Genomic DNA, 24279 nt, shown 5'->3' on the forward strand with positions numbered 1-24279 from the left:
CCTGGATCAGCCGCAATCGCCGCCTCTGGAAGGACCCAGAGGCGACTATCGCCTCGGCCAGAGCCTTCCTCTACGCCGCAGCCGTCATGATCCTCGTCAGGCGGCTCGCCCGCTCAGCCTGACTTCTCGGACGGACTCTAACACTGACGCACCACGAAGGCGGCTCCCGCCACCTGATCGCTCGAAATCTGCCATTCTTCATTTGGCCATCGCCAGCCATCTAGCAATGCCTCAGCGAACGTCTGTGGTGGGTGGATTTCTGCCGGTCCGCTTTCCAGCAGTAGTTTAGAAAAGCCGACTCCGCGGCTGCACCGTTCACGGTAGGGAGCGACCGTCCGCAACTACTGGTGTTCTCGATGACAGACCCGGCCCCGAAACCTGGGCCTGACCATCGGTAACAGCGAACGGTGCGCTTAAGCTGGCAGCAAGCTCGTCGGCAAACAGATTGCTGGGCCTCTTCATGTTTCCCAGATGGCCACGGCTGTTCATATGGACATCCAGTTTCATGGAGAAATTTTCAATTTCGACAACTTTTACATCGGATTGGCTTAGGCTTGCATTAAGGATACTTCTCGGCACGAGCCCGAAGCCCATACCTGAGGCGATCATGCGTAGCTGGATCTCTGTGCCGTAGACATCCACGGCGACCCGTAACCGTCCTTTGCCCACGCCCATGGCGGCCTCCAAGCCAGACCGGTAGCCACAGCCAACCGGATTGAGGATCCAATCCTTTCTGACGAGTGAGGACAGGCTGACGGGGCCATCGCGCCGGGGCGCCATCCTGCTTTCGACGACGACCAGCTCCAGCGTAGCGATCTGCCGATAGTCCAGGGGGGCGATCACCTCATCGCCTTGCGGCCGTATGACGAAGGCCGCATCCAGCTCTCCATCCAGGACCTGCTGAGTGAGGCTCGAACCCCAGTCCGTCCGCAAACGGATGTCCAGGACCGGGAACTCCTCCTTGATCCGGCAGACCATGCCAGACGAGAGCGTATCGCCGATGGCAGGAGTGATACCCAAGCGTAACGTGCCGCTGGGAGGTGCGTCCTCGTTTGGAAGCGCCATCAGGGCGTCCACAGCCTCAACCCTCGCGGAAGCGGATACAAAAAACTGCGCTTCCCACCGCCCATCCGCGCACCGCCTGTTGGGTGAAATCGTCACCGCTCAGCGCATACTGCTGCTGTTTCTCGTTCGAGACACGGCGAGGGAGATGGGGCGCGCATGATCGACCGGAACGCCCGCTGAAACTGGCGTGCATATTGATGACATTTCGGCGGCTCAGCGGACCCGGCGGGCCGCCTTGGCCAGGAACGCCTCGACGCCACGCCTGTACTCCTCGTTCTCTGCGAAGCCGTACACCTCCATCCTCTCGGCGCGCGTTACGGGGGCGGCATCTCGCATCAACCGCCGGATCTGACGCTTGTGCGACCGAGCCGCCAGGATGCCGCTCGCGCAGATGTTCTCGACCGTCTCGGCTACGGCGCCTTCAAAATCCTCTGCTTCGACGACCCTGGACACCAAGCCCTTTTCATAGGCCATAGGGGCATCGAAGAGGCGGCCTTCGATCAACAGCTCCGCGGAAACGGACGGCCCGACGAGGCGGAACAGACCTTCAGTCTCGCCCAGCGCCAGCGGGAAGCCCATACGTCCGACCGGCGCTCCGAAGCGGGCTCCCTGCGCGGCGATGCGGAGATCGCAGGCGACGGCGATCTCCAAGCCGCCCCCGAAGCACGCGCCTTGGATCGCGGCGACGACGGGTGCGGAACAGTCTGCGATTGCACCGAGGCACCCGCCGACATACTCCTCGTGGAAGCGAACCACCTGCTCTTGGGTCGCGCGTTCGGCGTGGAATTCGGAGATGTCGGCGCCCGCGGAGAACGCCTCCGCTGTGGCGCCGCGGACGACGATGCAACGCATGGCGTCGTTCCGGGAGAGCGCCCGGACATGCTCCGCGAGATCCTGCCACATCGTGACGGTCAGCGCATTGCGCCGCTCCGGCTGGCTGATCGTGAGCGTCGCGCAGGAGCCAGAAACCTCCACGATGATCCGTCCGGTCATTTCGATCTCACCCGTCACTCTGTCCGGCTCAGACCAGAACCTCTTGGGAGAGCTTCAGCAGCTCGGCCGCCTCGGAACTCTTCCCGGCATAGTCCTTCCAGGTCGAATTGCGGGCGAGCGCCTGCCATTTTTCAAACGAACCCGCATCGATCTCCCTCTCCTGCCCCCCCGCCTTGCGAAATACCTCAACGACCCTGTCGTCGTCGGCCTTTGAGCCCGCCGTCCCGAACGGCTCCAGTTCGGCACCAGCAGCCATGATCAGGTCGCGCTCGCCTGACGCGAGGGAATCGAAGATCGCCTTCGACATCAGCAGGGGTTCGAAGGTGAAGAGGAAGGTGCGATCGCGCGCCGTGGTGAGGTGCTTGCCCGTCTCCTCCAGGCGGAAGGAGATCATGCTGGTGGACGAGGTGACGACGGCGTCGACCGCCCGCGTCTGCATCGCCGCGTAGATCTCGTTCGAGGGCAGCGGCAGCGTCGCGGCCCCAGCCGCGAGGAGCAGGATGTCCATCTCCCGTGAGCCGCCCCGCATCTTCAAGCCCTTCACGTCTTCGGGCACGATGATCGGGTTGGCACGGGAGACGACACCGTTCGCCTGCCAGACCCAGGACACGATCACGATGCCCTTCTCGGCCAGGAACCCGGTGAGCTTGTGCCCGACCGGCGCCGTCTTCCAGGCTGTGCCCTGGGCGTAGGAGCTAACGACGCAGGGCATCAGCCCGATGTTGAGTTGTGGGATCTGGCCGCCGGCATAGGCGAGAGGGAAGAGGCTCAGGTCGAGGGCGCCCTTGCGGAGCGCGGCAAACTGGGAATTCGTCTTCATCAGGGACGAGTTCGGATAGACGGTTCCCGTGAGCGCACCTCCGGAGCGTTGCCGTAATGCCGCGGCGAACTTCCGGCAGAGCCTGTCGCGGAAATCGCCCTCTTCGTCCGAGCCTCCTGGGAACTGGTGCGAGATCTTCAGGTCGCGCCCGGCCGCCGCCTGGCCCGCGAGCCGGATGAGGACCGGCGCCGCGACGGCGGCGGAGAGCAGGGCGCGGCGCGTCGGCATGGTGGGGTCCTTTCTCGGGGTGAGCGGGCAGACGCCGCCTCAGGTCCGGCGCGGGTCGAAGACGACTTCCATCTCGCGGCGGAGCGTCACGACGGGATCATCCGGTGCGAAGGCGACGTCGTCCCAGCGGACGCCTGCGCCCATCGGGACGTCGCGGACCAGCCTCACCTGATGCGCCAGCCCGAGGGGCAAGTAGCCCTCGTCGAGGGAGATCTCCGCCGGAATCTGCCGGCCCCAGACGCAGTAGCCGCCCTCACCGTCGAGTGCCTCACCAATCTTCAGGTCGCGCTTGGCGGTGGCCGCCACGTCGGCGCTGAAGCAAGTTGGGGCGCCGGTCGGCTGCTTGAGCAGGGCCGCCCAGGCCGCCGAAATGCCAAGTTCCAGGCCGCTGAAGTGGATGGGCCGATAGAGCGCCGCATAGCGCCCGCTCGCGTCGGGCAGCATATGGTACTCGCGAAAACATTCACGGGTGTAGGCGCTGTCCTCCGCCGCCTCGACCACCACGAAGGTGCCGTGGGCGAGGTTGTGCGGAACACTCGACCCGTCTCGGGTGAGGGAAGAGACGCATTCCGTCACCCCGGAAAATTCCAGGCTGCCGCCCGCGTCCCTCGGGCGCAGAACGTCGGCGAGTTCGAAGCGGCTCGCGGGCGGGAAGACAAGCCCTTCAGTTTGCGCCTTGAGGCCGGTCGCGTTGGCGATGGCGGTCATCTCGATCGCCGACTTGGTCCCGTCGACGAAGCTGTTGAACATCTTCGGATTGATCGAGGATCGGTCCTCGATCTCGATCAGCCCCGGCAGGTTGTCGAACACCGTGTCGGGCGTCGACTGGTGGAAGCGCGGCAGGTAGCGGGTGCCCTTACCCGCCGCCACGACTTGGAAGCCGCAGGCGCGAGCCCAGTCGACATGCTCGCAGACGATGGCCGGCTGGTCGCCGTAGGCCAGCGAGTAGACGACGCCCGCCTGCGCGGCCTTCCGGGCGAGCAGCGGCCCCGCGACCACGTCGGCCTCAACGTTGACCATGACGACGTGCTTGCCCGCCGCGATGGCCGCGAGGGCGAGGCGTATGCCCGTGCGCGGATCGCCCGTGGCCTCGATGATAACCTCAATGCCTCCGGCCCGGATCACCGCGTCGGCGTCATCCGTGAGGTAGGTCCGGCCGGTTCGGAGTGCGTCCTCGCAGGAGCGGGCGGCGACCTGCTCCGCCAGCCAGTGGCAGGAGGCGAGCTGACGCGCCGCCCGCGTCACGTCGAGGTCGACGACAGCGACGATCTGCATCCCCGGCGTCGTGCGGGCCTGGGCCAGGAACATCGTCCCGTATTTTCCGGCGCCGATCAGGGCGACCGTCACCGGCCGGCCTGCCTCCTGGCGCTCCCGCAGCAATCGGTAGAGGTTCATCGCAAGTCTTTCCCCGTCGTCACCGGCCGGCCTGGAGCGGAGGAATTGCCAAGTTGACGTTCACGCTCTTCGTCTCGGTAAAACTGTCGAGCATGCCTTCGAGCGACATCTCGCGTCCGATGCCGCTCTCCTTGATGCCGCCATAGGATTGGCCGAGCGCCTGTCCGCCGCCCTGGTTGACCTGCACCCAGCCGGCCTCGACGGCGTGGGCCGCCCGCAGCGCCCGGCCGATGTCCCGGGACCAGATGTACGCCGCGAGCCCGTAGTGACTGTCATTGGCCATGCGGATCGCCTCGTCCTCGTCCCGCCAGGGGATCGCGACGAGGACCGGCCCGAAGATCTCCTCCCGTGCGAGGCGCCAGTCGTTCGAAGTGTCAGCGAAGATCGTCGGCACCGCGAAGTAGCCCCGGGTCAGCGGGCCTTCCTTCGGCGGCAGGCCGCCGGTTACGAGCCGTGCCTCCGGCCGGTTCAGTCCGTCCGCGACGTAGCCGCAGACCTTGGTGAACTGGCGCTCGTTGATGATCGCGCCGACATCGGTCACCTCGTCGAGGGGGTCTCCGATCTTCAGCGCGGAGGTCCGGGCAACCAGCCGGTCGAGGAACGAATCGTAAATGTCCGCATGCAGGAAAAGGCGCGAGCCCGCCGTGCAGGACTGGCTCTGCCGAGTGAAGCGCATGGAGGCGACGATCCCGTCGAGCACCCAGTCCTCATCGGCATCGGGATAGACGATGGACGGGCTCTTGCCGCCGAGTTCGAGGGACACCGGGGCGACCCGATCGGCGGCGGCCCGCATGATCGCCTTGCCGACCGCGGTCGAGCCGGTGAAGCTCACCTTCCGCACAAGGGGGTGGGAGGCCAGGGGCTCGCCGCATTCCTGGCCGTAGCCGGTGACCACGTTGACCACGCCCGGCGGCAGGTGGTCCTGGCAGATCTCGGCGATCATCAGCACCGCCAGCGGTGCGTCCTCCGCGGCCTTCAGCACGATGGTGTTGCCCGCGCAGACTGCCGGAGCGATCTTGAGCGCCGCGAGTTGGGCCGGGGCGTTCCACGGCACGATAGCGCCGACGACCCCGAGCGGCTCGCGCCGCGAATAGCTGAGCATGCCCTCGCCGAGGGGGATGGTGAGCCCCTTCAACTCGCCCGCGAGGCCGCCGAAGTAGCGGAAGGCATCGGCGACCGTGCGTGCCTCGCCCCGCGCCTGGGTGCGCAGGGCATTGCCGGTCTCGCTGGCGATGAGGCGCGCCAGCTCCTCCTGGCGGGCTTCAAGCGCCTCGCCGATGGCGAGCAGCAGCCGCCCGCGGTCGCGGGCCGCGACCCTGGACCAGCCGGGAAAGGCCGCCACGGCGGCATCGACGGCTAGGTCGACATCCGCCTTCTCGCCCCTCGGGATGTCGCCAATCGGCTCGCGCCGTCCCGGATTCTCGACCACGATGGTCCGGCCGGAGACGGCGGGCCGCCATTGCCCACCGATCAGCATCTGCTTCGAGAGGGTCGCCAGGAAGGGGTGCGGATCTGTCATGGTGTCTTCTTCGGACGGCAAGGTTCAGGAGCGCACGGCGACTGCCGGCGCGCCCTCGATCATGCGGATGACGGCGGAGTAATCGAGATCCCCCGAGCCGCTGCCGCAAAACAGGGCGTAGAGGGCGGTTGCCAGGCTGCCGAGCGGCAGGCTCGACCTCGTATCCATCGCCGCCTGCTCGGCGAGCCGCAGGTCCTTGAGCATCAGCTCGGCGGCGAAGCCATTCCGATATTCGCGGCTCGACGGGACGTTCGGGAGAAGGCCCGGGACCGGCGGGTAGTTCACCAGCGCGTGGCAGCTCCCTGTCGAGGTCGAGACGATCTCCCGCATCGTCGCGGGGTCGAGCCCTAGGCGCTGGCCCAGCGTGTAGGCCTCTGAGACGGCGATCATCGAGATGCCGGCCAGGAGGTTGTTGCAGACCTTGGCGGCCTGACCATTGCCGGCGGGCCCGGCGTGGAAGACGTTGCGGCCCATCGCTTGGAAGATCGGCCGTGCCCGGTCGAGATCGCTCGCCTCCCCGCCGACCATGAAGGTGAGCGTGCCGGCCTGCGCGCCCATGACCCCGCCCGAGACGGGGGCATCGAGAACCGGTGTCCCGCGTTCCGCCCCCGCAGCGTGCAGCGCCCGGGCCTCTGCCGCGGCGATGGTGGAGCAATCGATGAGCAGGGCGCCTTCCGGCAGCCGAGCGAGGGTCCCGCCCGGCCCGGTATGGATCTCCAGAACGTGGCGCCCAGTCGGGACCATCGAGATCAGGACCTCCGCCTCCGAAGCGGTCTCGGCGGCACTCAGGGCTATCTCCGCTCCGGCTTCCTGCGCTTCCACCCGCGCGCCCTCGGCAATGTCGTAGGCGCGGACCTTGTGTCCCGCCGCTACGAGGTTGCGGAGCATGGGCAAGCCCATACGTCCCAGGCCTATGAAGCCGATCCGGGCCATTCTCTCCTCCCGTGCCGTCACTAAGAATCGACTACTGGGACTTGGCGACGAGCGGGCAACCGCCCTCGCTCATGGGCCGGAACGCGACCTCGGCGGGGATCGTCGCCTTGTAGGCGTAGTAGTCCCACGGATAGCGCGACGCGGACGGCGCTTTGACCGTGTAGAGGTGCATCGGGTGCATCTTGCGCCCGTCCGCGCGGATGGTGCCCTTGCCGAAGAGGGGATCATCGGTCGGCGTCGCCTTCATCGTCGCGACGACCTTCGCGCCGTCGCCAGCCTCGCCGAGAGCTTCCACAGCCTTGAGATAGTGGAGGATCGAGGCGTAGACGCCGGCCTGCACCATCGAGGGCTTCGCTCCCGCGAGCTGCGCCGCAAACCGTGCTGAGAAGGCCCGGGTGCCGTCGTCCGTGTCCCAGTAGAACGGCGAGACCAGCGACAGCCCCTGCGCCACTTGCAACCCGATCGCGTGGACGTCGGTGACGTAGATCAGGAGGCCGGCGAGCCGCTGCTTCGAGCCGACAATGCCGAACTCGGCCGCCTGCTTGATGCTATTGACGGTGTCACCGCCGGAATTGGCGAGCCCGATTACCTGCGCCCCCGAGGCCTGCGCCTGAAGAAGATAGGACGAAAAATCCGCGGTGTTGTTGGGCGCCCGGACGCGGCCGACCACCGTGCCGCCGCTCGCCTGCACCATGCGCTCCGTGTCACGCTCCAGGGCGTGGCCGAAGGCGAAGTCCGCGGTCAGGAAGTACCACGTCTTGCCGCCCGCCTCCACCACCGCCTTGCCGATGCCGTTAGCGAAGGCCCAGGTGTCGTGGGTCCAGTGCACCGTGTTCGGCGTACAGGCCTTGCCGGTGAGGTCCGATACGGCGGGTCCTGAGGCGAGCATGACCTTGTTCTTGTCCCGGACGATCTGGCTCACCGCCAGCGCCGCCGCCGAGTTGGTGACGTCGGCCACGGCGTCGACGCCTTGCGTGTCGAACCACTGCCGGGCGATCGTGGAAGCCACGTCCGCCTTGTTGCCGTGGTCGGCAACCAAGATCTCGACCTTCCAGCCCTTTCCGCGCAGCCCGGAATCCTCGACGGCGAGGTTCGCCGCCACGACGGATCCCGGCCCGCCCATGTCGGCGTAGATCGAGGATTGATCGTTGAGGACGCCAATCCTGACGCTCTTCTCCGCCGCCGAGGCATAGCCGAAGCCGAGTAGAAACGCAGCGGCCGCACGGCAAAGGGCGCGCGCCATCGCACCATCCTCCATGGTCGCGGTCTAAGGCCGCTCTCCCCCCTGCGCCGGCCCTCGTGGAACGGTTCGGGACGATGCGAAAAAAGCGCACACGCTCCGAACCGTCTATGCCAATTTCTGCACAACGCAGGCTCAAGGATTGACAGATGCGATCGACGCACCGGTGGGACGATCTGCAGGCCTTCCTGGCCGTGGCACGCGCCGGGCGTCTGACAGAAGCAGCCCGGAGTATGGGCGTCGAGCACACCACGCTCAGCCGACGGATCACGCGACTGGAGACGGCTCTCGGGGCCAAGCTGTTCGACCGGCGGCCGACCGGTTACGGTCTCTCGGCGGAGGGCGAGCGCCTGCTGCCGCGGGCCGAGGCGATCGAGCGGGCGGCCCTGGGCATCTGGCTCGACCGGGTCGACCCCGCCATCGGCCTGACGGGATCCGTGCGAATCGGCGCACCAGAAGCGTTCGGGACCTTCTGCCTCTCGGAGCGGATCGGGGCCTTCTCGGCGCTGCATCCGAGTCTATCGATCGAGCTCGTGGCGACCCCGCGCGCCTTTAGTCTCTCCAAGCGTGAGGCGGATCTCGCCATAGGCCTCACGCGGCCAGCCACAGGACGCCTCCACGCCCGCAAGCTCGCCGATTACGAACTCGGCCTTTACGGCGCACCTGCCTACATAGCCCGCTGCGGCCGGCCTGAGGGGAAGTCCGACCTGCACCGGCACCGGTTCATCGGCTACATCGACGAGCTCGTCTTCTCGCCGGAACTCGATTACTTTACCGAGGTCTTGCCCGGCCTGCAGCCGTCCATCCGCATCTCGAACGTTATTACGCAGATGACAGCCGCTCAAAGCGGAGCCGGTCTCTGCATCCTGCCCTGCTTCATGGCCGACCGGCAATCGGAGCTCGTCCGCCTTATGCCGGAAAGCGTCCGCATCACCCGCACGTATTGGTTGCTGACACATGCAGACATGGCGCATCTAGACCGGATCAAGACCACCGCCGCGTTCATAGTCTCAGCAGCTCGCGCCGCACGCCCAACTTTTCTTACGCAATGATAAAAAATACGCAGTCAATTTACGACAATAGAATATTGAATTTACAGTAATATTTATTGGCAATATCAAGCTTTTGATGCTATTTAATTTTGTGAATTCCGGGCAATATGCTGGAACAATGGGTGGCGTTCCATCCTGTCGCTGACCGGATTGGTATATTTTGGTGTGTCCGCTGTCACATCATCTCTCTCCAAAGCTGCCATACTGCTTACGGGCAACTCCGATCGACCGCATCGCGCCCATCCTAGCCAACCAGTTGGTTGTGACGAAGTCCCGTAAGCGGACGCTACTGGTCAGATCTTATTGAGCGATGGCTTGCATGGACGTCTCTGTCGTGTGGGTAGCAGTGTGGCCGCTCTCCGTCGCAGCGTCATCGACACGCGCAACGATGCCGCGTGCACCAGAGCATATCTTCGCAGCGCCGGCGGCGGCTGTTCCCGGAACTGTCCCGACCACGTGCTGTTCCTCAATCTCCCAGTGAGTGGCTCCCCGAGGTGTATCGTGCTTTTTCGCGAGACCGTCTCACGCCGACACCTGCTCCAATCCGGAGCTGTTGCCGCCACAAGTACCTTGATCGGGATCAGAGGAGCCGCAGGCTTGGAGACGACTTCCGATAGGCCCACCGACGTTCCGACCGGCCGTCGAACGAAGACGCTTGACCAAGACTACTTCAAGGGCATGTACGCGACTGAAGCGGATCCCTGGCGCTTCGCGACGAGCTCGTATGAGCGCGACAAGTATGCGGCGACTTTGGCGGCCCTGCCACGCGCCCACTACGCATCCGCTCTGGATGTCGGCTGCTCGATCGGAGTATTTACGCACCAGCTCTGCCGCCGCTGTGACGCACTTATCGGGCTCGATGTGGTGCCGTCCGTTTTGGACGCGGCTCGTGAGCGATGCGCCGATTGCCCGAACGCGCGCTTCATGGTGGCCGCCGTCCCTGGCGCTTGGCCGAACGGACGGTTCGATTTGATCGTGATCTCGGAGGTGGCGTACTACCTCGACCGCGCCGACCTCGCGCGCCTTGTCGCGCGTGTCGAAGGAGCATTACTACCGGAGGCAGACATCGTGCTGGTCCATTGGCTCGGCGTTACCCACTACCCGCTCTCGGGTGACGAGGCGGCCGAAGGCTTCATCGCCGGGGCCCGAAATTTTGCGACAGTCGTGAAGCAATCCAGGACAGCTGAGTATCGCCTCGACGTGCTGCGCGGCAACAAGTCCGACGTCCGGTAGGGCTCGGTGAGCACATTGCGGGACCGTGCTAGTTAGGCGTTGGTCTGTCTTAGGGTCCTTGCGACCGCGTACAACGCGAGGCCGGCCAGCATTATGAGCAAACCCGCGAGTGATTGGAGTGGCCTCGCCACGACAAGGTAGATCATCATGAACAGGGTGACCGCGAGGAAGATCAGTGGGGTGAACGGGTAACCCCAGGTCCGGCACGGTCGCGGCAGGTCGGGCTGAGTGATCCGTAGCTTGATCAGGCCAAGCACGGTCAGGAACGAGCAAGCGAGCAGGCCGAACTGGACGAACTCGAGCACCGCCTCGAAGCTCTGCGTTAGGAGCAGCAGGCTGGCGACGCCGCATTGGAGCAGGATGGCGGCGGTCGGCACGCCGCTGCGTGAGCGGCGCGCGAACACGCGCAGCGGTATCACGTCCTCGCCCATCGCCAACGTCACGCGCGGACCGATCCACGTCATGGCGCTGATCGTCGGGATCAAACCGGCGCAGATTAGGGCACCGACGAAACGGCCCCCTGCCTCACCGAAGACGTGACGCCCGGCGATCAGAGCGACCTCAACTTGGCCGGCGAGTTCTGTCAGCGGCGTGGTATACAGAAACACAGCATTCAGCGCGACATATAGCACCGCTACGAAGCCTGTCCCGGCGAGGAGCGCTCGCGGCAGGCTGCGCTGCGGATCGTCAAGCTCACCGACGATGTAGGTCGCGGCGTTCCAGCCCGAGTAAGAGTACATCACGAACACAAGGCTGACCGCGAAGCCGGCGCTGGCGATCTGCGCGAGGTCGAACGCGCCAGGGACGAAGCTGATCGGCTGGCCACTTCCTCGAGCGAAGCCGACCCCGATGAACATGACGATCAGTGCGAGCTTCGCCAGCGTGAAGGCGACCTGAAACGCACTGCTTTGGCGCAGCCCGCGCAGGTGAACGGCCGAAACGATCCAAATCACCGCAAGGCCGAGCGGAAGTGCGGGCGCGCCGGGCAGAACAGCTTGGGCGTACTGCCCAAACGCCATGGCGGCGAGTGCTACCGGCGCGGCAAACCCGACCGTGGCCGAGAGCCAGCCTGCCATAAAGCCGACCGCCGGACCGTATATGCGCGAGAGGAACGTGTACTCGCCGCCGGAGCGGGGAAACATCGTGGCAAGCTCGGCGTAGCAAAGTGCCCCACAGAGCGCGACAGCGCCGCCAACCCCCCACAGCAGCACCAGCGCGAAGGTAGACGAGACATCCCGCGCCTGAAACCCCAGACTGGTGAAGACCCCGACGCCGATCATATCGGCCGTCACGATGGCCGTCGCCGTCAACGTGGTGACAGCCGGCAAGCTTCGGGTGGCCATCGGTTGGTCGATCATCTCTGTCACCTGCCGGGATCCGTCGCGCTCACGCGTTCGCTCACGAGAAGCCGGGTAAGCGGGAGCCTGTGCTGCGCATGTGAGAAACCACATGACCGGCCACTGCTAGACCGTCGAATGAGTCGCACGACGTGACGGCCTGTAAACCGGGAGACTGGAATACGTTACGATAACAACCGCTCGCCTGCGACGGACCGCGCGAGCATGGCGCTTGTCGCGGCTTGTCGAGAGGACACCATGGATCAGGGCACGCCGCTCGACCTGACATTCGACGCCGTCGCTGCAGCGCGCGCGGTGTCACTGTCGGCGGCGCAGCACGCGGGCAAGCAGGATCGCGACGACGGCTTCCCGACCGAGGATGTCGCCGATCTCGCACGCCTCGGCCTGCTCGTGGCACCCGTCCCGTCTTGGGCTGGCGGCCCCGGCCTCGGCGAGGAGCCGGGAGCCTCCAGGCTCGCCACGGTGCTGCGGTTGGTGGGGTACGGCAGCCTCGCCCTCGGGCGGCTCTACGAGGGCCACGTCAACGCGTTGCAGCTCATCGCCCGGTACGGTGACGCAGGCCAGCAAGCGCGCCTGTTCGCAGATGCCCACACCGGCCATCTGTTCGGCGTCTGGAACACCGAGCCGCCCGAGGGCGGCCTCGTCCTGCAACATAGCGAGGACGCTCTGTCACTGTGCGGTGTGAAGACCTTCGCCTCCGGGGCTGGCTTCGTCACCCGCGCGCTCGTCACGAGCCGCGGTCCGGCTGGAAGCGGAACCCTGATGCTGGTCGTGCCGCTGACGCCTGGAAGCCGGGCCGACCTGTCCGCGTGGCGGTCCCACGGCATGCGCGCCTCGGCCACCGGCACCCTCGATTTCGCCGGCATCGCCGTATCGGCGCAGGACATCCTGGGCGACCCGGATGACTACTTCCGCCAGCCGGACTTCTCGGGTGGCGCGTGGCGGTTCGCAGCAGTGCAACTCGGCGGCATCGAGTCCGTCTTTGACGCCTGGCGCGGGCATCTCGCCGCGACCAGCCGCGGCGGCGACCCGCACCAACTCGCGCGCCTCGGCGAGGGGGCCATTGCGGTCGAAGGGGCCAGGCTCTGGGTCGAACGCGCTGCGGAAGCGGTTTCCGGTGGCGTCCTGCTGTCAACGCGCGTCGTTGCCCTTGTCAACTTGGCACGGCTCGCCGTGGAGCGGGCCGGGCTCGACGTGCTGCAGCTCGCCCAGCGCTCGGTCGGCCTACAGGGCTTCCTATGCGCCCATCCCTTGGAGCGGCTGTCACGCGACCTCGCCACCTACCTGCGCCAGCCCGGGCCGGACCGGGCCCTCACCGCCGCCGCCGAGGAAATCCTCGGTGCCGGAGGCATGGCCGGGGACCTGTGGGACGGGGCCGTGCCATGAGCACGGCCGGGGGCACCGACACAGCCTCTGTCGGAGATAGATGGCTCGACACGCCACGGCGCTACGGCCGCGTCAGCCGTGCGTTCCACTGGCTCATGGCGGCGCTGTTCGCGTGGCAGTTCGCAGGCGCGCTGCTGTACGTCGTCACCGGCGACAACGCGGTGACACGCCTCGTCGGCGGCAGCCACTTCACCTTGGGCTTCACCCTGTTCGTGCTCGTGCTGCTGCGCGGCGCCTGGGGCTTGGCGAACCTGGCCCGGCGCCCGCCACATACGGGGCTCCTGGGCCGCGCCGCGGTGGTCGGCCACCTTCTCATCTACGCCCTGATGGTCGTCGTTCCGGGCCTCGCACTGCTGCGTCAGTACGGGTCTGGCAAGCCGTTCACGCCCTACGGCATCCCGCTGATGCCCGGGCGCGGCGACAAGGTCGCCTGGATGGTCGTCCCCGGCGACTTGCTCCATCACTGGCTGGCCTTCACGCTCCTGGCGGTGCTGATCGGCCACGTCATCATGGCCTTCCTGCACCGCAAGCTCTGGAAGGAGGACGTGCTCGCTCGGATGACATGATGCGGTCGAGGGGAAGGCGCAGGCAGCAGGTAGCTCTTCTGGGATGCTGTGTCGCCTCGCGCCGCATCCATTTCCGGCTTGTGGGCAAACCTTCGCGTGACAGGTGCTCGCAGTGCGCGACGGGTCCTTTTCCTGCCATCCAGCAGGGTCTGGGACTACGTCCGCATACAGGTGCCGCTCGCAGTCGCCTGTATGTCTAGGTTGGATCGGTAGAAGCCGTCCGCTTTTCTGGCGGCAACTCCCAATAGGGGACCAGCAGCTTCCGGCCAGCTCCAGCCGGCCGGTCAGAGCCCCTCTGCAGTTCTTTAGGCGGACTGGGATGTCTTGTAAGCGGATGCACCAGCGGACAGCAAAAACCGCATCAGAGCTCGGCTTTACAATCGTGATTCGCGGTGGCCTGTTTTGCTCTTGTCCAGAAGAGTTCAGCCGTCTTCGAGAGGCGCAATCGGGGACGGAAGAGACGCGTCTCGATCGGGATTTCCCACTCTGGACCGCCGGCAAGTCGCAGCCGCCCGGTCCGCAAATCCGCCTCGACCAGATCATGCGGTGACCACGTCACGCCCTGGCCATCCCGTGCCATCTCCACGAGCAGCATCGCCGGACCGGTGAAGGTTGCTTGAAGGTACGGCGTTTGCTCCCAGGCAGAAAAAGTCCCCGCGACAATACGGCCAACCCCCGATCCGGGATGGTAGGTCAAGTGAGGGAGTGGGGCGTCAGCGATACCGGGGAGAGGGAAGCGTGGCGCGGACGAGTCGGAGCTAGCGGGGGCGCTGACCGGCACGATCCGGTCGATGCCGAGCCGCATCGACTGAAAACGCGCTGGTGGAAGACGTGTCGGGGTCGCGGCATGGTAGTGGGCCAGTAGAAAATGGACGTCGCCCGCGATGAGCAAGCGCTCGCAGGCCTCCATGTTGGCCGAGAAGAGTTGCAGCATGACGCCGCTCTCCGCGCCGCTCGCGAGGTCGCGATACCAGTTCGGGAAAAAGTTCTGAGACAGGTTGTGCGTGGCAGCAAACCGCAAAGTTCCCGTCGCGGCGTGCGCTGTCTCCAGGACCTCCTCGCGTCCCGAAGCCACCCGGCGCAGGATGTCTTCCGCAATCGGCCGGAACGCCGCCCCGCCGCGGGTGAGGATGACCGTGTGCGTGTTGCGCTCGAACAGCGGCGTGCCGATCCAGGCCTCCAGCGAACGGATCCGGCGGCTGAGCGCCGGCTGCGTGACGTGGCGGCGTACGGCCGCGCGCGAGAAACCGCCGGCCTCGATCACCGCGAGGAAATCCTCCAGCCAGGGAAGTTCGACGTCCATGCCGTCTCAACATCAATTTATGCCGAAAATGTATAACCGCAGCCGCTGATCCGGGTCCATTAAAGATCGCCCGCCGAGCAGGCCCCATGCCGCCATCGGACGACAAGATCCGGGAGGGCAACTGGGAGATGCATTTGGATGCCACGCACGATCGGCTCGTGGCCGGCCACGGTGAAGCCGCGCAGCGAAGGGAAGCCGGAACGCCATTCTGGCGCAAGCCCTATGTTCTGGTTGTCGCTGGCGCCGCGCTGGGCGCTTTGGTCGGTGCGGCGGCGCCCGAGGCCGCCGTTGCGCTCAAGCCCCTCGGCGACATCTTCATCGCGCTGATCAAGATGACGATCGCGCCGCTGATCTTCCTTGTAGTGGTCGCCGGCATCGCTCAGGTCGGCGACATGCGCACGGTCGGACGGATCGGGCTCAAGGCCTTCGTCTATTTCGAGGGCGCCACCACCTTCTGCCTGCTGATCAGTCTCGCCGTAGTCCAACTCGTGCGGCCCGGTGCCGGTGTCGCGCCGGCGACCGCCTCGCAGGCCCAGGCGAGCGCCAAGTTCGCGGACGCGCACATGCAGTCGCTCTCCGCCTACCTCACGCACATGGTGCCGGAGAGCTTCGTCGGCGCCTTCGCCGGCGGCGAGGTTATCCAGGTGCTGATCCTCGCGGTCATCACCGGCATCGGGCTGGTAACGCTCGGTGCCCGCGGCGAGCCGATCCGTGCCGGCATTGAGCGCCTGACCGCCTTGGTGTTCAGCGTCGTCCACGTGGTGGTGATGTTGGCACCGATCGGTGCCTTCGGCGCGATGGCGTTCACGGTCGGCAAGTTCGGCACCGCGACGCTCTGGGCGCTCGGGCTTCTCGTGCTCACCGCCTGGGCGATGATGGCGTTCTTCGTCTTCGGCGTGCTCGGCCTCGTGCTGCGCCTCGTCGGGATCAGGCTGTTCGACCTGCTGCGCCTACTGCGCACCGAACTCGTCGTGGTGTTCGGCACCTCGTCGTCGGAGACCGCGATCCCCGGGATGATGGAGAAGCTGCCGGCTGCCGGCGTCGGGCGCGCAGTGACCGGGCTCGTGATCCCGTCGGGCTACTCGTTCAATCTCGACGGCGTGGCGCTCACCCTCCCGCTGTCAGTGTTGTTCATCGCCCAGGTCTACGGCGTCCCGATGGGCTTCGAGCAGCAACTCGCGCTGTTCGTGGTGATGCTGTTCACGAGCAAGGGCGCGGCTGGCGTCACGGGTGGTGCCTTCGCGGCACTCGCGGCCACCGTGGTGGCGAGCGGCCTGCCGCCGGAGGGGCTGGCGCTATTGCTCGGCATTGACCGCTTCATGTCGCTCGGCCGGGCGCTCACCAACACCATAGGTAACGCCGTCGCCGCAATCGTCGTCGCGCGCTGGGACGGGGCCTTCGACGCGAAAGCCTGGTCCGCACGCGAGACGGCCGCGATTGCGCCGACATTCTGAAGGAGCCAGCCATGAATGAGACACGTCCCGTCATCGCCCTCGTGCCGGGCGATTGCACCGGCATCGGACCGGAGCAGACCGCTCGGATGCTTGCCGACCGCCGCATGTCGGAGACCGCGCGCCTCGTCGTGGTAGGCGATGCCCGGGTGATCGCGATGGGCATGCGGCAGGCCGGCGTCACCTTCGAGCTCAACGTGATCGCCTCACCGACGGAGGCCGATTGGTCCGGCTCGGTTGTGCCGATCGTCGATCTCGCCAATACCGACCCGAGTCTGTTCCCGCCGGGCGTTGTCAGCGCGGAATCCGGCCGGCTTACCGGCGAGACCCTGGCGCGGGCCATCGACTTCGCCAAGGCCGGCACAGTCGACGCCATCACCTTCGCGCCCTTGAACAAGCGCGCCATGTTCGACGGCGGCTGGCGCTTCCCGGACGAGCACAAGATGTTCGCCCATCTTCTCGAGCACCGCACCTACTTTTCCGAGATGAACGTGCTCGACAACCAGTGGATGTCGCGTGTGACCGGCCACACGGCCCTGCGTGAGGCGATCAACCTTATCGACGAGCGCAGCATCACCGACGCGATCGAACTCGCCGACACGATGATGCGCAAAGCCGGCATCGACAAGCCGCGGATCGCGGTGGCGGCGCTCAACCCGCATGCAGGCGAAAACGGCCTGTTCGGTCGCGACGAGATCGAGCTGATCCGCCCGACCGTCGAGAAGGCGGCGCGCACCGGCATCGACTGCAAGGGGCCGTTCCCGGCCGACACGGTCTACATCCGGGCTTTCGCGGGCGAGTTCGACAGCGTGGTCGCGATGTACCACGACCAAGGGCAGATCGCGACGAAGCTCAGGGGCTTCAACCGGGGTGTGACCGTGACCGCCGGCCTCGAGACAGTGTTCACCACGCCCTCCCACGGCACCGCCTTCGACATCGTCGGCCAGGGCGTCGCTAAGACCGGCGCGCTGGAGAGCGCCATCTCACTGGCCGCCCAACTCGCGACCGCCGGGGCTCGGCGCAAGGCAGCCGTCGCCGCCTGACGCAAACGGCCCACGGCCGCGATCCAGAAGACATTGGAGGAGACAGGGCCGATGACGCGCATCCTCAGCCGCAAGCAGTTCCTGGCCGGCCTGTCGGCGCTGGGTGCCGGGGCGGCACTTACCGGGCCGGGCCGAGGCGAGGTCGCGGCGGCGGACCGGCAGGCGGCCCAGGGTGTGACGGAGGAGGCCGCCAACTTCGTGGTCGCGACGCGCTACGAGGATCTGCCGCCCGAGCTGATCGAACTGGGCAAGAAGCACATCCTCGACGCCGTCGGCCTCGCCATCGCCGGCGAGAAGGCGGAGTCCGGCCCGATCGTGCGGCGCTATCTCGGGGATCTCGGCGTCCTCACCGGGCCCGCGACGATCCTCGGCACCGGCCTTCAGGCTGGTCCGCGCTTTGCCGCCTTCGCCAACGGCGTGGCCATCCACGCTGACGATTTCGACGACACCCAGCTCGCCGTCGCCAAGGATCGGGTCTACGGCCTGCTGACCCACCCGACAGTGCCGACGCTCCCGGCGGCGCTCGCAGTCTCGGAATCCCTGGGCCGGTCCGGCCGCGACTTCATGCTGGCCTATCATCTGGGTCTGGAGGTCACCACCAAGCTCGCCGAGGCGATCGCGCCGCGCTCCTACGAGGGCGGCTTCCACTCGACCAGCATGTGCGGCGTGTTTGGGTCCGCCGTCTGCGCGGGCAAGCTGCGCGGCCTCGACGCCAAACAGCTGCGCAACGCCTTCGGCGCAGCCGGCGCGGAGGCGTCCGGGCTGCGCGAGAATTTCGGCACCATGACCAAGCCGTTCCAGGCCGGCCACGGCGCCGAGGCGGGCATCGTCGCCGTCGACCTCGCGGCCCTGGGCTGGACGGCGGCCGAGGACATCTTCGAGGCCAAGCGCGGCTTCTTCGCGGCCTTCGGCGGCGGCTGGGATCCCGGAGCCATCGCCGACAAGTTTGGCAAGCCGTGGTCGCTCCTCTCGCCCGGCGTCTCGATCAAGCCCTATCCGTCCGGCTCGCTCACCCACCCGGCGATGGACGTAATGGCGGCCTTGATCGCCCAACACGGCATCCGGGCGCAGGACGTAGCCCAAGTCCGGGTCGGTACCAACCGGCAGATGCTGAACACGCTGATCCACCATCGGCCGAAGACCGGCCTGCAAGCCAAGTTCAGCATGGAATACTGTATGGCCGTGCTGCTGGTGCTGGGCAAGGCCGGCCTCGGTCAGTTCCAGGATGATATTGTCGGCCGTCCTGATCTTCAGGATATGGTCGGGCGCGTCGATTTCTACAACAATCCCGAAGCCGACGCGGCCGGCGCCGACAAGATGCGCAGCTACGTCGAGGTCCGGGCCGCCGATGGCCGGACCTTCTCCGGGCAGGGGGACTTCGCCCGGGGAAGCCCGCAGAAGCCGATGAGCTTCGACGACGAAGTGGGCAAGTTCCAGGGCTGCGCCGAGTTCGCCGGCCTGCCCCGGAGCAAGGCCGATCGGATCGTCACCGCTGTCCAGAACCTGGAGACCGTCGCCGACATGCGCTCGGTCTTCCCCGGGATGTTCGTCTGAGGCCCTAGGACGGGGATTTCGAAGGGCCGCTTATGCCCCGGCGTGGGCATCACGAAGGGAAAATCACCATGGACGAGGCCAAGCGGCGCCTTCTCAAGCTCGGCGCGACGACCGCGGCTATGAGCGCGCTCCTCCCAGCGGCTCGGGCCCTAGCGGTGCCGGCCACGCCCGCGCCGCTCCCCGAGGCGGCGATGCCGGCCCTCGAACCGTTCGGTTCCGAGCTGATGCGCGGGTTCCGCCGGCAGCGGATCCGGACTTCCGGTGCCGAGATCAATTTGGCCATCGCGGGGAACGGGCCGCCGCTGCTACTGATCCACGGCAACCCGCTCACCCTGGTGAGCTGGCACAAGATTGCGCCGACGCTGGCAAGGACGTTCACGGTGGTGGCGGTCGACCTACGTGGATACGGCGACAGCTCGAAGCCGGATGGCGGCCCGGATCACGCAGGCTACACGTTTCAGGCGATGGGGCGGGACAATTTCGAGGTCATGACTGCCCTGGGCTTCGACAGATTCGCTGTCGCAGGGCACGACCGGGGCGCGCGCGTGGCCTTCCGCATGGCCCTCGACGAGCCAGCGCGCATCACCCGGCTGGCCTCCCTCGACATCATCCCGACCTATAACCTCCTCCAGAACATCACCCTCGGCTGGGCCATGGAATCGTATCACTGGTTCTTCATGGCGCAGAAGGCGCCGTTCCCCGAGACGTTGATTGGCGCCGACCTGAAGAACTACATCCACTACAAGCTCGATAAGATCGGCGTCGGACTGGACATATTTACACCTGAAGCCTTCGCGGAATACGCGCGCTGCACCACGCGTGAACAAATTCATGCGGTGTGCGAGGATTATCGCGCGGCCGTGTCGCTCGACTACATGATGGATACGACGGATTTCAACGCCGGCCGGAAGATTTCCTGTCCCGTGCTGATCTTGTGGGGTGCGAACGGCCACGTTGGCCGCCATCTCCATTCGTTGGAAGCTTGGTCGGCGTGGGCGCCTGACCTACGCGGCTGGGCTATACCAAGCGGCCACTATCTTGCAGAGCATCGACCAGATTTAGTTTACGCGGCCTTCTGGTCCTTCTTCATGGGTCTTGAGCCCGCACCATACCATGACCTGTGAGAGACTATTCGACGAAATGCCGATCATGAACCGATCGGCGATCTTTGTACTGGGCTGATTGAGTGGATAAGCCAGAATCGGAGCTAACAGAGTCGGCAAGCGACGACCGCTTTGCCACGCCTCATGCTCCGAAACAGACCGAAGGCTTTCCGCCATACCACGTCACGCCAGGTTACCTGAACTTGCAGGATTCGGAGATCCGGCTTCGTCGTGCCCATCTCGACCATTCGGCGACCGTTGGCGGCAACTCCGAAGCGGGCCTTGGCTCAGGCCAGATCGCAAGTCGAGCTGCGCCCACCTGCGAACCTTCGGTCAGTCACCGCCTCACGCCACGGCGACGAACGGCATCTCGTCGAACTGGTTGCAGCCGCCGAATCCTGCGGAACATTGCCTGACGGAACCCGGTAGCGGCATTGCCCTCAGGCCATAGTTCCGCATCTGCATACGACAGCATCTAGCCAGAATGCGTCGTAGTCTCAGCCAGGATCATCGCGGAAGCACGATGCTTTACATGCCACAATCCCGGCATCGTAGGGCATCGCCGCTGTCGCTGAGAGTTATCGTTGGCGCTGCCCCAACACCTGGCAGATGCTACGATTTCCTTCAGATCGCCTAAAAATTCCCTCATCAGGAAGTATAAATCCAATCGAAAGCGCATCTCAGGATTGTTTCTCAATATTTCTAGGGCGCCTTCCGCAGCAAGATCATCAAATTGCCGCACTGGCCCGATGAATGCATTATGCGATATGCTGGCGTTCACGGCTCGCGGTTCCAGCGCGCGCATCCATCACGGCAGATGTAAGGCAATGGCGGCGATCGTCCGACTGGCTCTGCTTCGACCCTACACCTTCGTCGTGATGTCGATCCTGATCCTGATTTTCGGGGTCATGTCGATCTTCCGGACGCCCACCGATATCTTTCCAAGTATCGGGATCCCCGTGATCAGCGTCGTCTGGCAATATACCGGCCTACCGCCGGAGGATATGTCCGGCCGCATTGTCTCGGTGTTCGAGCGTTCGCTGACGACCACGGTTAACGACATCGAGCACATCGAATCACAATCGGTCCCCGGCTACGGGATCGTGAAGATCTACTTCCAGCCCAACGTCGACATCACGGCCGCCCAGGCGCAGGTCACCGCGATCTCGCAGACACAGCTCAAACAGCTGCCGCCGGGGATCACGCCGCCCCTGATGCTCGCTTACAATGCGTCCAGCGTGCCGATCATCCAGCTCGCTCTTTCGAGCGATAGCCTTTCGCAGTCCGCACTGAACGACTTAGCTCAGAATTTCATTAGGCCGCAGCTCACCACGATCCCGGGGGCCCAGCTTCCCTACGCCTACGGCGGCGCGGCACGACAGGTGCAGATCGACCTCGATCAATCGGCGCTCCACGCCCACGGCCTCTCGGCGGCGGATGTCGGCGCGGCGCTGGCCCGGCAGAACCTGATCACTCCGGTCGGAACCCAGAAGATCGGCACCTACGAGTGGATCGTTGATCTCAACGACTCCCCGAAGACGATCGAGGCGTTCAACGACCTGCCGGTCAAGGTCGTGGACGGCGCCGTGGTGTTCATGCGCGACGTCGCCCACGTCCGCAACGGCTCGCCGCCGCAGACCAACGTCGTTCAGCTCGACGGCAAGAAGGGCGTGCTGATGTCGATCCTGAAGATCGGCAACGCCTCGACCCTCGACATCATCGCCGGCGTAAAGGCACGTATACCGACCATCCAGGCGACGCTGCCGGTCGGTGTCGATCTTAAATACGTGGCCGACCAGTCGGGCTTCGTGCGCGAGTCCGTGGTGGCGGTGGTGCGCGAGGGCGTCATCGCGGCGGCGCTCACCGGTCTGATGATCCTCGTATTCCTCGGGAGTTGGCGCTCGACGCTGATCATCACTGTGTCGATTCCGCTCGCGGTTCTGTGTTCACTGATCGCCCTCTCGGTGCTCGGGCAGACCATCAACGTGATGACGCTCGGCGGCCTTGCTCTGGCCGTGGGCATCCTCGTCGACGACGCCACCGTGACGATCGAGAATATCAACCGGCACATGGAGGAGTTTGGCGAGGATATCGTCACGGCAATTACCCGCGGTGCGCAGGAGATCATGCCGCCCGCCACCATCGCCCTCTTCTGCATCTGCATCGCTTTCGTGCCGCTGCTGGCGCTCGGCGGCGTCGCCGGCTTTCTGTTCCGGCCGCTGGCGATGGCAGTGGTGTTCGCGATGATCGCGTCCTACGTCCTTACCTACACGTTGGTGCCGACGCTGGCCCGCTACCTTCTGACCGAACATGCACACGGTGATGCCGCGGGCGCGAAGCCCGGGGCTTTCACCCGTTTCCAGCGCGGCTTCGAGCGCCGCTTCGAAGCCCTGCGTCAGAGCTATCTCGGCGTGCTCGCCCTGGCGCTGTCGCGCCGGAAGCTGTTTGCAGGAGGATTCCTCACGGTGGTCGCCGTGTCCTTCGGCCTCGTTCCCTATCTCGGACGCGACTTCTTCCCCGAAGTTGATGCGGGCGCACTGCGCATTCACCTGCGGGCGCCGACGGGAACGCGTATCGAGGAGATGACGGCGCTGACTGGGCGGGTCGAGGGACGCGTTCGCGCTCTGATCCCGAAGGAGCGCATAGCCAGCGTCGTCAACAATATCGGCCTACCGATTAGCGGCATCAACATCTCCTACGGCAACAGCGGCACTATCGGCACCTTCGACGCCGACATGCTGGTGACGCTGAACGATGGCGAGGGCGCATCGACGACAGCGCTCACCCGAAGCTTACGCGAGCGGCTGCCGCAGGACTTCCCCGGCATGACCTTCTCGTTCCTGCCGGCCGACATCGTGAGCCAGATCCTCAACTTTGGCTCGCCGGCCGCCCTGGACGTGCAGGTGGCGGGCACTGACGTCGAGGGCGGACGCGGCTACGCCAACAAGCTGCTGGCGCGGGTCCGCCGGGTGGCTGGGGTCGCCGACGCCCGCATCCAGGAGCAGTCGAAGAACCCCGCGCTGAGGGTAGACTTCAACCGTGCGCTGGCCGGTGTCGTCGGCCTCACCGAAGGCGATGCCGCCCAGAGCATCCAGGCCAGCCTCTCGGGTAGCACGCAGACCGCTCCGACTTACTGGCTCGACCCCCGCAATGGCGTCTCGTACCCGGTCTCGGTCCAGACGCCGCAATACGCCATCGATACGCTGGGCGATCTCAACAACCTGCCGATCACCGCAGCGCGCTCGGAGCAACTCCTGGGCGGCCTCGCGACGATCGCCCCAGAGCCGCTCAGTGCCGTGGTGACGGACTACAACATCGCGCGCACCGTCAACATCCTGGCCACAACGCAGGATCGCGACCTTGGGAGCGTGGCGACCGACATTCAGCGGGCGATCGACGACACGCGGGCAGACCTGCCAAAGGGGTCGACCGTCATGGTGCGCGGTCAGGCTGTCACGATGGCGAACGCCTACCAGCAACTGCTGGTCGGCCTGGCGTTCTCGATCGTGCTCATCTACCTGCTCATCGTCATCAACTTCCAATCCTGGGTCGACCCGTTCGTCATCGTGATGGCGCTGCCTGCCGCGCTGGCCGGGATCGTGTGGATGCTGTTTGCCACCCATACGCACGTCTCCGTCCCGGCGCTGACCGGGGCGATCATGTGCATGGGCGTGGCCACCGCGAACTCGATCCTGGTCATCAGCTTCGCCCGCGAGCAGCTCAGTGCCGGCCGCACGGCGCTCGAAGCCGCTCTGGCGGCTGGCGCGACGCGCCTACGGCCTGTGATGATGACCGCGCTCGCGATGATCATCGGCATGGCGCCGATGGCGATCGAGCCTGGCCAGAACGCGCCGCTCGGCCGTGCCGTCATCGGTGGCCTGCTCTTCGCTACGCTGGCGACGCTGTTCTTCGTGCCGGTAGTCTTCAGCATCGTACATGGTCGGCCCCGCCGCGCTGGTGCGGCTGCGCCCGATCCGTTGAGGCGCTCTGCCCCCCAGGCCCTCTCTTCCCCGTCCGCCTGAACCTGGAAGCCGCAT

General features: G+C 65.8%; 18 protein-coding genes and 1 pseudogene. 10 read left to right on the forward strand and 9 right to left on the reverse strand.

Going from position 1 to position 24279, the window contains the following annotated elements; genetic code table 11:
- A pseudogene (locus tag MKK82_RS02035) lies at window positions 1-122 on the forward strand (IS5/IS1182 family transposase); the annotation flags it as partial.
- A 193-nt stretch (window positions 123-315) separates the two neighbouring features.
- Here MKK82_RS02035 and MKK82_RS02040 read toward each other — a convergent pair.
- From MKK82_RS02040 to MKK82_RS02070, 7 genes are all read right to left on the reverse strand, one after another.
- Window positions 316-1065, reverse strand: a complete 750-nt coding sequence (locus MKK82_RS02040) for a substrate-binding domain-containing protein (protein ID WP_243984475.1) — start codon at window positions 1063-1065, stop codon at window positions 316-318.
- Between the two features lie 213 nt (window positions 1066-1278).
- A complete protein-coding gene (locus tag MKK82_RS02045; RefSeq protein WP_243984477.1) occupies window positions 1279-2058 on the reverse strand; it encodes an enoyl-CoA hydratase/isomerase family protein in 780 nt (259 codons plus the stop codon).
- Between the two features lie 28 nt (window positions 2059-2086).
- Window positions 2087-3106: a TRAP transporter substrate-binding protein DctP gene (gene dctP / locus MKK82_RS02050; protein ID WP_243984479.1), complete on the reverse strand. Its 1020-nt coding sequence runs from the start codon at window positions 3104-3106 to the stop codon at window positions 2087-2089.
- Window positions 3107-3145: 39 nt separating this feature from the next.
- Entirely contained in the window at window positions 3146-4501 is a 1356-nt protein-coding gene (locus tag MKK82_RS02055) for an NAD(P)H-dependent oxidoreductase (protein ID WP_243984480.1), read from the reverse strand.
- Window positions 4502-4520: 19 nt separating this feature from the next.
- The gene (locus MKK82_RS02060) at window positions 4521-6020 is read right to left on the reverse strand and encodes an aldehyde dehydrogenase family protein (protein ID WP_243984482.1); all 1500 of its coding nucleotides are present in this window, start codon (window positions 6018-6020) and stop codon (window positions 4521-4523) included.
- Window positions 6021-6044: 24 nt separating this feature from the next.
- Window positions 6045-6953 carry a 3-hydroxyisobutyrate dehydrogenase gene (gene mmsB, locus MKK82_RS02065; protein ID WP_243984483.1) on the reverse strand — a complete coding sequence of 303 codons (909 nt, stop codon included), beginning with the start codon at window positions 6951-6953 and terminating at the stop codon, window positions 6045-6047.
- A 31-nt stretch (window positions 6954-6984) separates the two neighbouring features.
- Window positions 6985-8196, reverse strand: coding sequence for an ABC transporter substrate-binding protein (locus tag MKK82_RS02070; protein ID WP_243984485.1), 1212 nt, complete (start codon window positions 8194-8196; stop codon window positions 6985-6987).
- Window positions 8197-8342: 146 nt separating this feature from the next.
- On the opposite strand from MKK82_RS02070, the gene MKK82_RS02075 reads away from it, so the two are divergent.
- Window positions 8343-9245, forward strand: a complete 903-nt coding sequence (locus MKK82_RS02075; RefSeq protein ID WP_243984486.1) for a LysR family transcriptional regulator — start codon at window positions 8343-8345, stop codon at window positions 9243-9245.
- Between the two features lie 678 nt (window positions 9246-9923).
- A complete protein-coding gene (locus tag MKK82_RS02080; RefSeq protein WP_243984520.1) occupies window positions 9924-10478 on the forward strand; it encodes an SAM-dependent methyltransferase in 555 nt (184 codons plus the stop codon).
- Between the two features lie 32 nt (window positions 10479-10510).
- Here MKK82_RS02080 and MKK82_RS02085 read toward each other — a convergent pair whose 3' ends face one another.
- Window positions 10511-11836 carry an APC family permease gene (locus tag MKK82_RS02085; RefSeq protein ID WP_243984521.1) on the reverse strand — a complete coding sequence of 442 codons (1326 nt, stop codon included), beginning with the start codon at window positions 11834-11836 and terminating at the stop codon, window positions 10511-10513.
- Between the two features lie 237 nt (window positions 11837-12073).
- Here MKK82_RS02085 and MKK82_RS02090 point away from each other — a divergent pair, with 237 nt between their 5' ends.
- Entirely contained in the window at window positions 12074-13222 is a 1149-nt protein-coding gene (locus tag MKK82_RS02090; RefSeq protein ID WP_243984488.1) for an acyl-CoA dehydrogenase family protein, read from the forward strand.
- Window positions 13219-13788, forward strand: a complete 570-nt coding sequence (locus tag MKK82_RS02095) for a cytochrome b (protein WP_243984490.1) — start codon at window positions 13219-13221, stop codon at window positions 13786-13788. Before MKK82_RS02090 ends, MKK82_RS02095 begins: the two co-directional genes overlap by 4 nt.
- Before the next feature lie 361 nt (window positions 13789-14149).
- Here the strand turns inward: MKK82_RS02095 and MKK82_RS02100 are convergent, their stop codons facing one another.
- Complete coding sequence (locus MKK82_RS02100; RefSeq protein ID WP_243984492.1) at window positions 14150-15091, reverse strand: LysR family transcriptional regulator; 942 nt, start codon at window positions 15089-15091, stop codon at window positions 14150-14152.
- Window positions 15092-15177: 86 nt separating this feature from the next.
- Here MKK82_RS02100 and MKK82_RS02105 point away from each other — a divergent pair, with 86 nt between their 5' ends.
- The 5 genes from MKK82_RS02105 to MKK82_RS02125 all read left to right on the forward strand — a co-directional run bounded on the left by MKK82_RS02105 (window position 15178) and on the right by MKK82_RS02125 (window position 24264).
- Window positions 15178-16545, forward strand: a complete 1368-nt coding sequence (locus MKK82_RS02105; protein WP_243984493.1) for a cation:dicarboxylate symporter family transporter — start codon at window positions 15178-15180, stop codon at window positions 16543-16545.
- An 11-nt stretch (window positions 16546-16556) separates the two neighbouring features.
- Window positions 16557-17585 (forward strand): PdxA family protein, encoded by a 1029-nt coding sequence (locus MKK82_RS02110; protein ID WP_243984495.1) that lies wholly within the window; start codon window positions 16557-16559, stop codon window positions 17583-17585.
- Between the two features lie 51 nt (window positions 17586-17636).
- A complete protein-coding gene (locus MKK82_RS02115; RefSeq protein ID WP_243984496.1) occupies window positions 17637-19139 on the forward strand; it encodes an MmgE/PrpD family protein in 1503 nt (500 codons plus the stop codon).
- A 68-nt stretch (window positions 19140-19207) separates the two neighbouring features.
- A complete protein-coding gene (locus MKK82_RS02120) occupies window positions 19208-20263 on the forward strand; it encodes an alpha/beta fold hydrolase (protein WP_243984498.1) in 1056 nt (351 codons plus the stop codon).
- Window positions 20264-21069: 806 nt separating this feature from the next.
- Window positions 21070-24264 (forward strand): efflux RND transporter permease subunit, encoded by a 3195-nt coding sequence (locus MKK82_RS02125; RefSeq protein WP_243984523.1) that lies wholly within the window; start codon window positions 21070-21072, stop codon window positions 24262-24264.
- Window positions 24265-24279 lie beyond the last annotated feature (15 nt).

Source organism: Methylobacterium sp. E-046, from assembly GCF_022829625.1.
In the GTDB taxonomy this organism is placed as follows: domain Bacteria; phylum Pseudomonadota; class Alphaproteobacteria; order Rhizobiales; family Beijerinckiaceae; genus Methylobacterium; species Methylobacterium longum.